This is a genomic window from Amycolatopsis pithecellobii (genome assembly GCF_009707865.1).
Taxonomy (GTDB): domain Bacteria; phylum Actinomycetota; class Actinomycetes; order Mycobacteriales; family Pseudonocardiaceae; genus Amycolatopsis_E; species Amycolatopsis_E pithecellobii.
This window is the reverse complement of sequence record NZ_WMBA01000050.1, coordinates 1-14,849: the sequence shown is the minus strand read 5'-3', so window position 1 is coordinate 14,849 and position 14,849 is coordinate 1. Positions and strand designations below refer to the sequence as shown.

Genomic DNA, 14,849 nt, shown 5'->3' with positions numbered 1-14,849 from the left:
GTGGTGCTTGTGCCACGGTGACCAGAATGCGCTCCGGCTCGGTCAGCTTCGTCGGTGCCCTGCTACGACGGCCGGCCACGTCAGCGACCGCCGCGTCCGGGGCACCCAAGTCCTCGCCGCCCGTGCACAGGCGCAACCAGAATGCGCTCCGGCTCGGTCACCTTCACCGATCCCGCGCTACGCGGGCTGCCGTACCGTGCCGTTCGTAACCCATCCGACGGCAGCCACGGCGGAAACGGATGGCTACCAGCAGATCGGCTGCGGACCGTGTCCGCCCACTTTCGGGCGGCCTGGTAACCAGCTCCACCCGGGGTGCCGGCACGGCAGTACCACCGTGGTCACCTCGTCCGCCGCGGCCGGGTCAGTCCCGGCAGGGCGCCGGTCGCCCATGGGTCAAGATCGCCGTGCAGCGCCGCCGGAAGCGATCCAGCACCACGCGGCGCAGCAGATCCGTGGCGGCTTTCCCCGCGATCAGCAGGCCCGAGGCGGGACGACAGTCTCTTTCAGGTCAGTGATTAGCCGGAAAACTTCTTCCTGGAAAGAGTCTTCCACGCCGTATGCCTCACCAGGTTCACATCCATGAACCGAGTCCGTATGTTGACACGGAGCGTCAATATCATGGCAGCTGCAAGTCAACGGACGGGATGCGATGGCGGGACCGGCAGGCGAGTCCGCGGGCGTCAAGTCCGCGCACAACCGTGGAGCTCCCCGAAACCTTCGCGGTTCGGGACGCCTGGCTGTCACTGTCCGATCTGCACGCGACGACGGGCGCTGACCTGCGGCACCGACGCGATGAGCTGCTCCATCCCGGTCGGCGCCGCCACCGATGCCGAGGCCGCGCACGTGGGCGCATAGCTGTGGCGCACCGGAATCCGTTGAGGGGAAAGAGAATGCGCGTACTGGTCACCGGCGCCGCGGGTGGCGTCGCCACGTTGCTGAGGCCGCGCCTGCGCGGCGACGGGCGGATCCTGCGGCTGCTCGACATCGCCCCGCCCGACACCGGTGGGGACGAGGTCATGACCGGCTCGGTGACCGACCCCGAGGTGATGGCGGTCGCATGCCACGACGTGGACGCGGTGATCCATCTCGGCGGGCACAGCCGGGAGAACTCCTGGGCCGACACCGTCGAGGTCAACATCACCGGCACACAAACCGTGCTGGAGGCCGCGCGCCGCGCCGGGGTGCGGCGCGTGATCCTCGCGTCCAGCAACCACGCGGTCGGATTCCGTGAGGTCACCGAAGAACTGCCCGCGGACTCGACGCCCCGCCCGGACACGTTCTACGGCGTCAGCAAGGCGGCGATGGAGGCGCTGGGCAGCCTGTACCACTCGCGGTTCGGAATGGACGTCATCTGCATCCGGATCGGCTCGTGTTTCGAACGCCCGCCGGGTGTCCGCGGGCTCTCGACGTGGCTCTCCCCCGACGACGCGGGACGATTGTTCAAGGCCTGCCTCACTTTTGCGTCGCCGGGGTATCGGATCGTCTGGGGTGTCTCGGACAACACGCGCCGCGTCTACTCCCTCGCCGAAGCCGAAGCGCTCGGCTACCGGTCCGAAGACGACGCGGAAAAATTCGCCGACGAAATCACGGACGCACCGCCCGCCGGCACGGAGGCCCGCTACGTCGGCGGTCCCTTCACCACCATTCCCCTCGGCGGCCCCAACTAGCGCGGCAGAGCCGGAGTCCACAGCCAAGCCGCGAACAACTCGCGCAGGGACCGCCCGGCGTGTGCCTCCGCGTGCGCGACGAACTCGTCCGTCGTCACCGTGCCGTGCCGGTGTGCGGCGACCCAGGAACGCAGCAGGGCAAAGAAAATCTCGTCACCGACTTCGCCACGCAAGGCGTGCACGGTGAGCGCACCGCGTTTGTACACCCGCTCGTCGAACAGGTTCGCCTCGCCGGGATCGGCGATGACGAGATCCTGCGGCAACGTCTCCAAGCGCGCCCGCCACCGTGCGGCCAGCTCGCTTACCGAAGGTCCACCGGACGCGTCGGACCACAACCATTCCGCGTACGTCGCGAAGCCTTCGTTGAGCCAGATCTGCGGCCAGTCCACAATGGTCAGGCTGTTGCCGAACCATTGGTGCGCCAGCTCGTGCGCGACCAGCCGTTCCCCCGTCCGGCGACCGTCCACATGGTTCCGCCCGAAGATCGCCATCCCTTGTGCCTCAACGGGGTCTTCGAGATCGTCGCCCGCCACGACCACGACGTACTCACCGAACGGGTACGGTCCGAACAACCGCGAGAACAGCGCCACCATCTCCGGCTGCCGCGCGAAATCGTGGCGGGCCAAGGGCAGCAGCGCACGAGGCACCGCGAGCCGCTGGGACTCGCCCAGCGCCAGCTCCTCGTACCGTCCGATTTGGACACTCATCAGATACGTCGAGGTCGGCTCCCGGCGCTCGTACACCCACTTCGTCGTGCTGGCACCGGCGCTGCGCGACACGAGATCACCGGTCACCAGCACCGCATACGCCGACGAGGTCGTCACCGTGACCCGGTACGCGGCCTTGTCGGCGGGACGGTCATTGCACGGGAACCACGACGGCGCACCGATCGGCTGGCTCGCCACCAGCACGCCGTCGGTCAACTCGTCCCAGCCGATGTCGCCCCAGCGCCCGCCGACCGGTTTCGGGTTGCCGGAATACCGGACTTCGACGGTGAACGGGCCGACCACGGGCCTGGCCGGTTTCACCGTGAGCTTGCTCCCGCTGCGACCGAACTTCGCCGCGCGCCCGTCGACCTGTACCCCGGTGACCTTGAACCCGGACAGGTCCAGCCCGAACTTCGCCAGCGGGCGCGCTGCCGCGGCGGCGATCTTCGCCCGCCCCGACAGCCGGTTGGGCATGATCTTGTAGTCGAGGTCGAGATCGTACTGCGTGACGCGGTAACCGGAATCCCCGTGCGAGTTCAGCGCTGACCTCAAACCCCGTTCCCCCAGGCCGAAATCGGGTTGCCCAGCCAGCGTGTGTCAGCAGGCACCTCGTCGCCACGTGTCACCAGCGACCCGGGTCCCACGGTCGTGCGGTCGCCGATCGTGGCGCCGGGCAGCACGATGCCGTGCGGGCCGAGGGTCGCGCCCTCACCGAGGGTCACCTCGCTCATGCTCATGATCCGATCATGGAACAGGTGCGTCTGCACGACACACCCCCGGTTGACGGTCGCTCCGTCGCCTAGCCGCACCAGATCCGACTCCGGCAGCCAGTACGTTTCGAGCCAGACGCCACGCCCGATCCGCGCGCCCATCGTCCGCAGCCATGCCGCCAGCAGCGGGGTGCCACCGACCGACCCGGCGAACCACGGCACGGCGAGCGCCTCGACGAACGTGTCGGCGAGCTCGTTACGCCACACGAACGAGCTCCACAGTGGACGGTCAACCGCCCGGAACCGCCCCACCAGCAACCACTTCATCACCGAAGCCGTCGCCGCGGCCACCAGCCCGGCACCGGAGAGCAACACGGGGGACAGCAGCACCGCGACCCATAACCCGGCCGAAACCCACACGGCGCCCAGCGCCGCCGCCACCAGGACCGCGAGCGCGACCGCGCACATCACCGGCACGATCCGGCACAGCTCGACCGCGGCTCGCGCGAACTTGAGTCGCAACGCCGGGCGGTAGGTCCGGCCGGCGTCGGCGACCTCGACCGAGCGCCGCAGCGGCATGGGCGGCATGCCCAAGTACGACGAGCCCTTCTTCGCCTTGCGCGGAGTCGAGGACAGCACGCCGACCAGACCTCGCTTCGGCACCGACCGGCCCGGCGCGGTGATCCCGGAGTTGCCAAGGAACGCCTGCTTGCCGATCCGCGCGGGCGCGACATGCAGCCAGCCATGGCCGAGCTCGTAGGTGGCGACCATCGTGTCGTCGGCCAGGAACGCCCCATCGTCCACTTTGGTCATCTTCGGCAGCGCGAGCACCGTCGAGGCCTCGACGTCACGACCGACCTTTGCACCGAGCAGCCGCAGCCAGGCCGGGGTGAACAGGCTGGCGTACAAGGGGAACAGCGCGGTGCGCGCCAGGTCCATCAGCCGCTCGGTCGCCCATACCCGCCAGGCGATCCGGCCGTGTACCGGGTGATACCCCTCGACCATGCCGAAGGCCAGCGCGCGGACGCCGATCAGCACGAGCAACGCGTACGACACGAAGTACGCGACGGTCGCAAGGGGAACAAGCGCCAGCATGCCTCCCCACAACGGGGAACCCAGCAGCAGCACCACAATCCCGGGCACCGCGGCGAACACGGGCAGCAGGCCCAGCAGCAACGACGTCACACCGTAAGCCAGGGACCAGAAACGCGAACGCGGCGGGCGGCTCGACGGCCAGCGCAACGCGCCCTCGCCGCTGCGCACCGCGGGCGACCCGGCCCAGCGTTGCCCGGCCGGCACCGCGCCACGCACCGTCGATCCCGCCGCGATCTCGGCGCCCTTGCCGACCCGGGCGCCGGGAAACAAGGTGCTGCGCGCGCCCACTCGGGCACCCGCGCCGATCCGGATTTTGCCGATGTGCACCAGATCCCCGTCGACCCAGTACCCGGACAGGTCGACCTCGGGTTCGATCGCGGCGCCCCGGCCGAGCTTGAGCAGACCGGTCACCGGCGGCGGCGAGTGCAGGTCGACATCCCTGGCCACCTTGGCGCCCAAGGCTTTCGCGTAGTGCGTCATCCACGATGCGCCGGACACACTGCTGGCCCCGCTGAAATCCGCGAGCTTCCCGGCCGCCCACAGTCGCAAGTGGACACTGCCACCGCGCGGGTAACTCCCCGGGCGGACGCCACGCAGCAACAGCCGGGCGCCACCGGCGGAGATCGCGATCCGGCCCGCGGGGCTGAACAGCACCAGCCATGCCACCCCCAGCGCCCACCACGGCACGGCCGGCGCCCACGACACCCCTGTCGCCGCGAGCACGGTGGTCAGCCCGGCGAGCAGGCTCGTCCACCGCAGCCCGGCCAACGCCAGCAACGGGATCATCAGCAGCGCCTGCACGAACCCGGCCCCGCGGGGCGTCGGACGGATCTCGCGTTGCGCGGTCTCGGTCGCGTTCAGCCCGTCCAGCACCCCGGCGAGCGCGCCGAGTGTCGGATGCTGGTAGATATCGCTCACCGAAACCTGCGGGTGCCGGGTGCGGATCCGGGCGATCAGCTGCGCCGCGGTGAGGCTGCCGCCGCCGTGGGTGAAGAAGTCCGCATCCGCGTCGGACGGTGCCACGCCGAGGATTTCCGCCCAGCCTTCGGCAAGCCAGCTCTCCGTCGGCGTCAGCTCATCGGTGTCCACTGTGGACAGCGGCCATGGCAGCGCGGCCCTGTCCACCTTGCCCGAAGTGCGCGTCGGCAGGTCGGCCACCACCGCGAGCAGCGGCACCAGCGCGGCGGGAAGCCGGTCCCGCAGCATCGCCGCGGCGGCGTCGAGATCGAGTTCGGCACCGGCCGGGACGACGTAGCCGACGAGAATCTGGTTGCCTGCCTTGGTTTTCCGGACGGCGGCCGCCGCCGCGGTGACGCCGGGAAGCGCTTGCAGCGCGGCATCCACCTCGCCCAGCTCGATCCGGCGGCCACCGAGCTTGACCTGCTCGTCGGCGCGGCCGACGAAGATCAGCCCTTCCGGTTCGGCACGCACGATGTCGCCGCTGCGGTAAGCACGCGACCAGCCCAGCGACGGCAGCGATGCGTACTTCTCGGCATCCTTTTCCGCGTCGAGATACCGCGCGAGCCCGGCGCCGCCGATGACCAGCTGCCCGGTCTCCCCCATCGCGACCGGCTCGCCCCGCTCGTCGATCACCGCGAGCTGCCAGCCTGCCAGCGGCAGCCCGATCCGCACGGGCCCGTCCCCGGTCAGGGGCGCGGCGCAGGCGACGACGGTCGCTTCGGTGGGGCCGTAGGTGTTCCACACCTCGCGGCCCTCGACCGCGACCCGTTCCGCCAGTTCCGGCGGGCACGCCTCGCCGCCGAAGATCAGCAGCCGGACGTCCTCCAGCGCGTCCGCCGGCCACAACGCGGCGAGCGTCGGCACCGTCGAGACGATCGTGATGCCCTGCGCCACCAGCCACGGGCCGAGGTCCACCCCGGTGCGCACGAGCGACCTCGGCGCGGGCACCAGGCAGGCGCCGTGCCGCCAGGCCAGCCACATCTCCTCACACGACGCGTCGAACGCGACCGAGAGCCCGGCCAGCACCCGGTCGCCGGGCCCGATCGGCTCCTCGGTGAGGAACAGCCCGGCCTCCGCGTCGACGAAGGCGGCGGCGGCGGAATGGCTCACCGCCACGCCTTTCGGCTTACCGGTCGAACCCGAGGTGAAGATGATCCACGCGTCGTCCCACAGGCTGGGGACGCCGGGCCGCCCGATCGGGGCGGTGTAGCGGGTCAGCGTGCCACCGTCGGTCAGCACCGCGCACACTCCGGCTTCGCCGAACACCAGCTCGGCCCGCTCGTCCGGGTCATCGGCGTCGACCGGCACGTATGCGGCACCGGCGGCGAGCACGGCGAGGATCGCGACGTACAACTCGGTGGTGCCGGACGAGATCCGCACGCCGACCCGGTCGCCGACCCCGACCCCGAACTCGGCGAGCCGGGTCCGCAGGATCTCGATCTCCTCGGCGAGCCGCCGGTAGCTCAGCACCTGTGTGCCGTCGTCGATCGCGGCGGCACCGGGGTGACGGGCGACGGTTTCGGCCAGGATGTCGAGCAAGGTGCGCTCGCTGGCCGGGAGGCCCGTCCAGAGCAGTGCCTTCGGCCGGGTGTCGACCGCGGACGCCACGGGCAGGGGTGTGTCCAGCGCAGGCAGCAAGGCCCGTCACTCACCTTTCGGGACAAGTCGGGCTTGCTCTCGTCTGGTGAGGCGCCCGGTGCGACCGTTCAGCCTACCCGAAGGTGAATGGGAGGTTGCGAGCCGATCTCGGTACGCTCACTTGCCCTTGCGAGGGCGCTTTTCCCGCACCCGGACGTTGATCCGCACCGGGGAGCCCTCGAACCCGAAGCGCTCGCGGAATTTCCGTTCGATGAACCGCCGGTACCCGGCCTCGAGGAACCCGGTGGTGAACAGCACAAGCGTCGGTGGGCGGATCGCGGCCTGGGTGGCGAACAGCACCTTCGGTTGCTTGCCGCCGCGCACGGGCGGCGGGGTCGCGGCGACCAGGTCCGACAGCCACCCGTTGAGCTGCCCGGTCGGCACGCGGCGGTCCCAGGATTCGAGTGCCGTACGCAGCGCCGGCGCGAGCTTGCGCACCGAGCGGCCGGTGAGCGCGGAGATGTTCACCTTCTGCGCCCACGGCACCCGGACCAGACCACGGTCGAGTTCCTTGTCCAACTGGTACCGGCGGTCCTCGTCGACCAGGTCCCACTTGTTGAACGCCAGCACGCAGGCGCGGCCCGCCTCGACCACCATCGTCAGCACCCGGAGGTCCTGTTCGGACAGTGGCTCGCTCGCGTCCAGCAACACGATCACGACTTCGGCCGCGTCGATGGCCGCCTTGGTACGCAAGGACGCGTAGTACTCGGTGCCGCTCGCGGTCTGCACGCGTTTGCGCAGCCCGGCTGTGTCGACGAACCGCCACGCCTCGCCGTCCAGCTCGACGAGCGAGTCCACCGGGTCCACCGTGGTGCCCGCCACCGAGTCGACCACCGCCCGCTCCTCGCCGGTGAGCTTGTTGAGCAGGCTCGACTTCCCGACGTTGGGCTTCCCGACCAGTGCGACGCGCCGCGGCCCCGCCGCCCGTTCACCGAGATCGCGCGGCGCCTCCGGCAAGGCCTTGACGATCGCGTCGAGGAGGTCACCGGAGCTGCGGCCGTGCAGCGCGCTGACGGCAATCGGCTCGCCGAGCCCCAGTGACCACAGCGATGCGACGTCGGCCATCAAGCGGTTGTCATCGACCTTGTTCGCGGCCAGCAACACCGGCCGCTTCGACCGGCGCAGCACCTTCGCCACGGCTTCGTCGGTGGTGGTCGCGCCGACCGACGCGTCCACCACGAGCAGCACGGCGTCCGCGGTGTTCATCGCCATCTCGGCCTGGGTGGCGACCGCACCCTGCAGGCCCGTCGCGCCCGGTTCCCAGCCACCGGTGTCGACGACGGTGAACCGGCGGCCGTTCCACATCGCGTCGTAGGCGATCCGGTCGCGGGTCACCCCCGGCACGTCCTGCACCACCGCCTCGCGGCGGCCGAGAATCCGGTTGACCAGGGTGGACTTGCCCACGTTCGGCCTGCCGACGACCGCCAGCACCGGCTGGTTCAGCACGGCCTCTTCGGTGTCGCCGGTGCCTTCGAGCTGCGCGTCGAGCGCGGCGAACTCGGCTTCGTCCGTCCAGGAGCCGTCGGCCCCGTCGAGCTGTGTCATGACTTCGCTTTCTCTGCCTGCGCGCGCTGTCCGTCCAGCTCGCGCACGAGCGCGGCGAGTGTGCCGCGCAGTTCTTCGGTGGCCAGTTCCAGCCCGGCCCGCCCCTTGCCGACCTCGACCCGGAACGGCTCGCCGATCAGGATGTCGACCCGCGGGCAGAACCGCCGCTTGCGATCCGCCGGGCGTTTCGTGCCGCGGACCGCGACCGGCAGCACGACCGCGTCGGTGCCGCGAAGCAGCCACGCCGCGCCCGCTTCGGCCCTCGTCACGTCACCTTCGCCGCGGGTGCCTTCGGGGAACACCCCGACCAGCCCGCCCTCGCGCAGGATCTTCGCGGTGACCAGCAGTGGCGTCCGGTCCGGTTCACCCCGGCGGACCGGTACCTGCCCGATCCGCCGGAGGAACCACCCCATGGCGCCGGTGAACATCTCCTCCTTGACGAGGAACACCGAACGCCGCGGCAGCATTCCGTAGATCAGCTGCGGTTCGACGAGCGAGCTGTGGTTGGCGATGAGCAGCACCGGCCCGGTCCGCGGCACCCGCTCCCGCCCGGTGATCCGGATCCGGTACGCGGGCCGGAACAGCACTTTACCCACCACGCGGCCGAGGTCGTGCAGCCGGCCGGACGCGCCGTCGGGCAGGCCGGCCGAGCTCACCGGGTGACCTCCGCGGCGCAGTGGAGCAGTCCACGGTGACTCGCCAGCTCGGTGAGGGCCACCAGCACCTGGTCGATCTCCAGCTCGGAGGTGTCCAGGTGCACGGCGTCCTCGGCGGCGCGCAGCGGCGACGCGGCCCGGCTGGAATCCAGCCGGTCACGGCGGCCGACCGACTCCAGCGCGTCCGCGTGGGTACTGTCCCGCCCGGCCGCGGTGTCCTGCGCGTTGCGGCGCGCGGCGCGGATCTCCGGGGACGCGGTGAGGAAAACCTTGAGCGGCGCGTCCGGCGTGACGACAGTGCCGATGTCCCGGCCCTCCACCACGATCCCACCCACCTCGGCCAGCACCGCGTCGATGATCCGGCGCTGGCGCGCGACCAGCAGCTCACGCACGGCGGGCACCGCGGAAACCGGCGACACGGCGTGGTTCACCTCGGGCCCGCGAATCTCGGCGGCGACGTCCGCACCGGCCAGCGTGACGCGGGGGCGGACCGGTGTGGTGCCGATGGTGAACACCGCGTCGGCGGCGACGGCCGCGACGGCGACCGGGTCCGCGATGTCGGCACCCGCGCGCAGCACCGCCAGGGTCACCACCCGGTACATCGCGCCCGTGTCGAGGTAGCCGGCGCTCAGACGCTCGGCGAGCTTGCGCGCGACGGTGGTCTTCCCCGTCCCGGACGGACCGTCCAGCGCGACCACTCCACGTAGCGTCACCGATGCTCTCCTTGCGCCGAAGCCGTTCCACCGCCGGTCTCATTCTGCCTGGCAGGTGGCCACGCGCACGCACCGGGCCAAACCGGGCAAACCGGTAAGGTGTGGGGGTGTGAACGTGGAAGTGACTCCCCTGCCCGGCATCGGCGTACGCAAGGACTTCGCGCTGCGCAACGGCCGGCGCCTCGGCGTGGTGACCCACCGCGACGGGCAGATCGAGCTCATCGTGTCCAAAGCAGACGATCCGGATGCCTGTCTGGCGTCGGTGCCGCTGACCACCGATGAGGCCGGTGCGCTGGCGAACCTGCTCGGCGCGCCGCAGCTGGTGGCGCAGCTGACCGAGGAGCATCGCGAGGTGCCCGGCATCAACACGCGGCAGCTGCCGATCAAGGCGAACGCGCCCTTCGACGGCCGCACACTCGGCGACACCGCGATGCGCACCCGCACCGGGGTGTCGGTGGTCGCCGTCATGCGCGCCGGCCAGGTACACCCGTCACCCGCCCCGGATTTCACGTTCACCGCCGGCGATGTGCTCGTGGCCGTCGGCACCGCCGACGGTCTCGAGAACGCCCTGAGAATTTTGAAGAACGGATGATGGATCACACCGCGCTCTCCCTCATCGAACTCGGTGCCGTCTTCTTCGCCCTCGGCCTGCTCGGCAAACTCGCCGGGCGGATCGGGATGTCGCCGATCCCGCTGTACCTGCTCGGCGGGCTCGCCTTCGGGCAGGGCGGACTGATCCCGCTCGGTGACATCGGCGGCTTCACGCACCTTGCCAGCGAAATCGGCGTGGTGCTGCTGTTGTTGTTGCTGGGCTTGGAATATTCGGCTGCCGAGCTGATCACCGGGCTCAAAAGATCGTGGCTCGCCGGGGTGCTGGACATCGTGCTCAACGCGGCGCCGGGCGCCGCTGTCGCGTTACTGCTGGGCTGGGGTCCGGTGGGCGCGATCGTGATGGCGGGCGTGACGTACATCTCGTCGTCCGGCATCGTCGCGAAGGTGCTCGGCGATCTTGGCAGGCTCGGGAACCGGGAAACGCCCGTGGTGCTGTCGATTCTCGTGTTCGAGGATCTCGCGATGGCGCTGTACCTGCCGATCCTGACCGCACTGCTGGCCGGGATCACCTTTCTCGGCGGCCTGAAAGCGGTCGCCATCTCCCTCGCGGTGATCACGGTGGTGCTCGTGATCGCGTTGCGGTTCGGACGTTACGTATCGGCCATTGTGGACTCCGACGACCGGGAAGTGTTCCTGCTCCGGGTACTGGGCGCGGCACTGCTGGTGGCCGGCCTCGCGTCCGCGATGCAGGTTTCCGCCGCGGTAGGCGCTTTCCTGCTCGGCATCGCGATCTCCGGCTCGACCGCGGAGAACGCGGCGCACCTACTGGAACCGTTGCGGGACCTGTTCGCGGCGGTGTTCTTTGTAGTGTTCGGGCTCAACACGAACCCGGCGTCGATCCCGCCCGTGCTCGGCTGGGCGGTGGCACTCGCGGTGATCACCACGGCGACGAAGGTGGCCACCGGCTGGTTCGCCGCGCGCCGACAGGGAATCGGGCGGCTGGGCCGGGCCCGCGCGGGCGCGGCACTGGTGGCACGCGGCGAGTTTTCCATCGTGATCGCGGGCCTCGCGCTGACGGCCGGCGCGGTGACGGGCGAACTAGCCGCCCTCGCGACGGCGTACGTGCTGTTGATGGCCATCCTGGGCCCGACAGCCGCCCGGATCGTGGAGCCGGTCGCCCGTGCCCTGCAACGAAAATCCACCCGCGCCGAAACCGCGACGGTGCCTTAGTCGTCGCTCAGTGCCTAGTCCGCGAGCACGTCCAGGATTTGCTGCCCGTACCTGGCCAGCTTGTTCTCCCCGACACCGCTGATCCGGCCGAGTTGCTCCAAAGTGGACGGATGCTCGGTGGCGATCTGCCGCAGGGTCGCGTCGTGGAAGATGACGTACGCCGGGACACCCTGGTCTTTCGCGGAACCGGCCCGCCACGCGCGCAGTTTTTCGAACGTCGGCGCGGCCTCGGGTGGCATCTCGACGGCCGCCTTCTTCGCGGGGCGCGCCGCCTTGGGTTCACGCTTGGGTTCGCGGCGCAGCCGGACTTCCCGTCGCCGGCCCAGCACGTCACCGCTCGCTTCGGTGAGCACGAGGGTGCCGTAGTCGCCCTCGACGGCGAGCAGACCTTGCGCCAGCAGCTGCCGCACGACGCCGCGCCACTCGCTCTCGGCGAGTTCGGTGCCGACGCCGAACACGGTCAGCTCGTGGTGCCGGTGTTGTTGCACCTTCGGGGTCTGTTTGCCCAGCAGGATGTCGATGAGCTGGCCGGTGCCGAACTTCTGCCGCCGCTCGTTGTCCAGCCGGTACACAGTGGACAGTAGTTTCTGCGCGGGAATGGTGCCGTCCCACGATTCCGGCGGGGTCAGGCAGGTGTCGCAGTTGCCGCACGGCTCACCGGACTGTCCGAAGTAGTTCAGCAACTGCACCCGGCGGCACTCGACCGTTTCGCACAGCGCCAGCATCGCGTCCAGATGCGCGGACAGGCGCCGGCGATGCGCGTTGTCGCCCTCGGACGTGTCGATCATCTTGCGTTGCTGCACGACATCCTGCAGCCCGTAGGCGAGCCACGCCGTGGACGGCAGCCCGTCCCGCCCGGCGCGGCCGGTCTCCTGGTAGTAGCCCTCGACGGACTTCGGCAGGTCCAGGTGCGCGACGAACCGCACGTCGGGCTTGTCGATGCCCATCCCGAACGCGATCGTGGCGACGACGACCAGCCCGTCCTCGCGCAGGAACCGCGCCTGGTTCGCCGCGCGGGTCCGCGAGTCGAGGCCCGCGTGGTACGGCACCGCGGGAATCCCGTTCTGGGTAAGAAATTCCGCCGCCTTCTCCACCGATGCCCGCGACAGGCAGTAGACGATCCCCGCGTCCCCCGCATGCTCCGTGCGCAAAAGTTCCAGCAACTGCTTCTGCGGGTTGTTCTTCGGCACGATCCGGTACTGGATGTTCGGCCGGTCGAAGCTCGCCACGAAATGCTTGGCCTCACCCAGGTTCAGCCGCGTCGCGATCTCGCTGTGTGTCGCTTGCGTCGCGGTCGCGGTCAGCGCGATCCGCGGAATGTCCGGCCACCGCTCGTGCAATTGCGAGAGCGCCAGGTAGTCGGGCCGGAAATCGTGGCCCCACTGGGAAACACAGTGCGCCTCGTCGATCGCGAACAACGCGACCTTGCCCCGGCCGAGCAAGTCCACAGTGGACTCCAGCCGCAGCCGTTCCGGCGCCAGGTACAGCAGGTCCAGTTCACCGCTCACGAACGCGGTCTCGACCTCACGCCGTTGCTGGTAATCCTGCGTGGAGTTGAGGAACCCGGCGCGGACGCCCAGTGCGCGCAACGCGTCCACCTGATCCTGCATGAGCGCAATGAGCGGGGAGATCACCACACCGGCGCCTTCGCGTACCAGGGAAGGGATCTGGTAGCACAACGACTTGCCGCCGCCGGTCGGCATCAGCACGAGCGCGTCGCCGCCTTCGACGACCTGGTTGATGATCGCCTCTTGCTCGCCGCGGAACGAGTCGTAGCCGAAGACGCGCTGCAGCACGTCGAGTGCGCCGGAAGTCACCGGGCGATGGTAGCCGCGTGGGCCGGCGCCGCCGAATGACCACGCGAAGCCGGCGCTCCGCAGGACCGGTGTGGTACTCGCGGCATCACAGGCCCACTGCCCGGTAGAGGCCGCCGACCTCTTCCCTGGTGAGCCGGCGCATGGTGCCGGGCTTGGGGTTGCCGAGCTGGACGTCCCCGATCGCGGTGCGCACGAGCTGGCGCACGGGGAAGCCGACCTCGGCCAGCAGCCGGCGCACGATGTGCTTGCGCCCTTCGTGCAGCACGATCTCGATCAGGGTTTTCCCGGCGTAGGCATCCTTGACCCGGAAGGCGTCGACCTTGATCGGCCCGTCCTCGAGCTCGATGCCGGCACGCAGCTGTTTGCCCAGCCCGCGTGGCACGGTGCCGTCGACCTCGGCCAGGTAGGTCTTGGGCACGTGGTAGGACGGGTGCATGAGACGGTGCGCGAGGTCGCCGTCGTTGGTGAACAGCAGCAGGCCCTCGGTGTCGGCGTCGAGGCGGCCCACATGGAAGAGCCGCTCCGCGCGGTGGCGCACGTAGTCGCCGACGCAGGGGCGGCCCTGGTCGTCGGTCATCGTGCTGTGCACGCCTTTGGGTTTGTTGAACGCCAGGTACAGCAGGTCTTCGCGCAGAATCACGCGGGTACCGTCGACGTGGATCACGGCTTGCTCGGGATCCACGCGCAGGCCTTGTTCGCGCACCGTGCGGCCGTCGACACTGACGCGGCCCTGCGCGATCAGCTCCTCGGCCGCACGCCGCGACGCGATGCCGGCCTTGGACAGGACTTTTTGCAGGCGCACGCCTTCGGGTGCTTGGTCAGATGTCATCGATCGCGTCCACTTCAGGTAGCAACGGGGCGATCGGGGGCAGGTCGTTCAACGACGGGAGCCCGAGCCGCTCAAGGAACAACTCCGTGGTGACATACAGGGTGCCACCGGTCTCCGGGTCGGTGCCGGCCTCTTCGATGAGCCCGCGGGCCAGCAGTGTCCGGATGACGCCGTCCACGTTAACGCCGCGCACGGCAGCGACCCGCGAGCGGGTGACCGGCTGCCGGTAGGCGATCACGGCGAGGGTCTCCAGCGCTGCGCGGGTCAGCTTCGAACGCTGGCCGTCGAGCAGGAGCTTCTCGACGAAGGGCGCGTAGGTGTCGCGGGTGAAGAACCGCCACCCGTCCCCCACGCGGCGCAGGTCGATGCCGCGCGCCTGGGCCGTGAGCCGTTGGGACATCGTGTGCAGGGCCTGCGTCACCCGCGAGACCGGCTGTTCCAGCGCGTCGGCCAGAGACTCCTCGTTGACAGGCGAGTCGACGACGAGGAGAAGCGCTTCGAGGGCCGCCTCGAGCGCAGCGTCGTCCGTGAGGTCCGGCAGCCCCCGCTCAATGGCGACAAGCTCCGAGTCATCGGCGTCATCGCCGGTGGTGGCGGCGGCGCTGGCGGGATCCGCGGCGGCGGTGGCGGGATCCGCGGCGGCGGTGGCGGGATCCGCGGCGGCGGTGGCGGGATCCGCGGCGGCGGTGGCGGGATCCGCGGCGGCGGTGGCGGGATCCGCGGCGGCGGT

At 70.1% G+C, this 14,849-nt stretch carries 12 protein-coding genes; 3 read left to right on the top strand and 9 right to left on the bottom strand.

The features are described 5' to 3' along the window. Window positions 1–740: 740 nt before the first annotated feature. The gene (locus tag GKO32_RS39980) at window positions 741–866 is read right to left on the bottom strand and encodes a hypothetical protein (protein ID WP_281354163.1); all 126 of its coding nucleotides are present in this window, start codon (window positions 864–866) and stop codon (window positions 741–743) included. A gap of 24 nt (window positions 867–890) precedes the next feature. Between GKO32_RS39980 and GKO32_RS26705 the strand changes: the two genes are divergently transcribed. Further along, window positions 891–1,667: an NAD-dependent epimerase/dehydratase family protein gene (locus GKO32_RS26705; protein WP_154759662.1), complete on the top strand. Its 777-nt coding sequence runs from the start codon at window positions 891–893 to the stop codon at window positions 1,665–1,667. Here GKO32_RS26705 and GKO32_RS26700 read toward each other — a convergent pair. From GKO32_RS26700 to cmk, 5 genes are all read right to left on the bottom strand, one after another. Then, window positions 1,664–2,926 (bottom strand): M1 family metallopeptidase, encoded by a 1,263-nt coding sequence (locus tag GKO32_RS26700; protein ID WP_246244737.1) that lies wholly within the window; start codon window positions 2,924–2,926, stop codon window positions 1,664–1,666. The two genes, GKO32_RS26705 and GKO32_RS26700, sit on opposite strands and share 4 nt — an antisense overlap. Further along, on the bottom strand, window positions 2,923–6,777 hold the full coding sequence (locus tag GKO32_RS26695; protein ID WP_154759661.1) for a Pls/PosA family non-ribosomal peptide synthetase: 3,855 nt from the start codon (window positions 6,775–6,777) through the stop codon (window positions 2,923–2,925). The genes GKO32_RS26700 and GKO32_RS26695 overlap by 4 nt, the downstream gene beginning before the upstream one ends. Before the next feature lie 117 nt (window positions 6,778–6,894). Then, window positions 6,895–8,322: a ribosome biogenesis GTPase Der gene (gene der / locus GKO32_RS26690; protein ID WP_154759660.1), complete on the bottom strand. Its 1,428-nt coding sequence runs from the start codon at window positions 8,320–8,322 to the stop codon at window positions 6,895–6,897. Continuing rightward, window positions 8,319–8,978 (bottom strand): lysophospholipid acyltransferase family protein, encoded by a 660-nt coding sequence (locus GKO32_RS26685; protein ID WP_312868586.1) that lies wholly within the window; start codon window positions 8,976–8,978, stop codon window positions 8,319–8,321. Before GKO32_RS26685 ends, der begins: the two co-directional genes overlap by 4 nt. Then, entirely contained in the window at window positions 8,975–9,676 is a 702-nt protein-coding gene (cmk, locus tag GKO32_RS26680) for a (d)CMP kinase (protein WP_312868593.1), read from the bottom strand. The genes GKO32_RS26685 and cmk overlap by 4 nt, the downstream gene beginning before the upstream one ends. Before the next feature lie 124 nt (window positions 9,677–9,800). On the opposite strand from cmk, the gene GKO32_RS26675 reads away from it, so the two are divergent. Beyond that, window positions 9,801–10,283 (top strand): cation:proton antiporter regulatory subunit, encoded by a 483-nt coding sequence (locus tag GKO32_RS26675; RefSeq protein ID WP_312868585.1) that lies wholly within the window; start codon window positions 9,801–9,803, stop codon window positions 10,281–10,283. Continuing rightward, complete coding sequence (locus GKO32_RS26670; RefSeq protein ID WP_154759702.1) at window positions 10,283–11,473, top strand: cation:proton antiporter; 1,191 nt, start codon at window positions 10,283–10,285, stop codon at window positions 11,471–11,473. Before GKO32_RS26675 ends, GKO32_RS26670 begins: the two co-directional genes overlap by 1 nt. 14 nt (window positions 11,474–11,487) lie before the next feature. Here the strand turns inward: GKO32_RS26670 and recQ are convergent, their stop codons facing one another. The 3 genes from recQ to scpB form a co-directional block, all read right to left on the bottom strand. Continuing rightward, window positions 11,488–13,290 carry a DNA helicase RecQ gene (recQ, locus tag GKO32_RS26665; protein ID WP_312868583.1) on the bottom strand — a complete coding sequence of 601 codons (1,803 nt, stop codon included), beginning with the start codon at window positions 13,288–13,290 and terminating at the stop codon, window positions 11,488–11,490. Window positions 13,291–13,375: 85 nt separating this feature from the next. Next, window positions 13,376–14,119 (bottom strand): pseudouridine synthase, encoded by a 744-nt coding sequence (locus tag GKO32_RS26660; RefSeq protein WP_154759657.1) that lies wholly within the window; start codon window positions 14,117–14,119, stop codon window positions 13,376–13,378. Next, window positions 14,109–14,849 (bottom strand): SMC-Scp complex subunit ScpB (scpB, locus tag GKO32_RS26655; RefSeq protein WP_246244735.1); only part of this gene is annotated, 741 nt, incomplete at its 5' end. The genes GKO32_RS26660 and scpB, both read right to left, overlap by 11 nt.

Excerpts from the sequence above, each read along its gene's own strand:
- der (WP_154759660.1), bottom strand. The coding sequence starts at position 8,322 with ATGACACAGCTCGACGGGGCCGACGGCTCCTGGACGGACGAAGCCGAG.
- GKO32_RS26705 (WP_154759662.1), top strand. The coding sequence starts at position 891 with ATGCGCGTACTGGTCACCGGCGCCGCGGGTGGCGTCGCCACGTTGCTG.
- GKO32_RS26670 (WP_154759702.1), top strand. The coding sequence starts at position 10,283 with ATGGATCACACCGCGCTCTCCCTCATCGAACTCGGTGCCGTCTTCTTC.
- GKO32_RS26660 (WP_154759657.1), bottom strand. The coding sequence starts at position 14,119 with ATGACATCTGACCAAGCACCCGAAGGCGTGCGCCTGCAAAAAGTCCTG.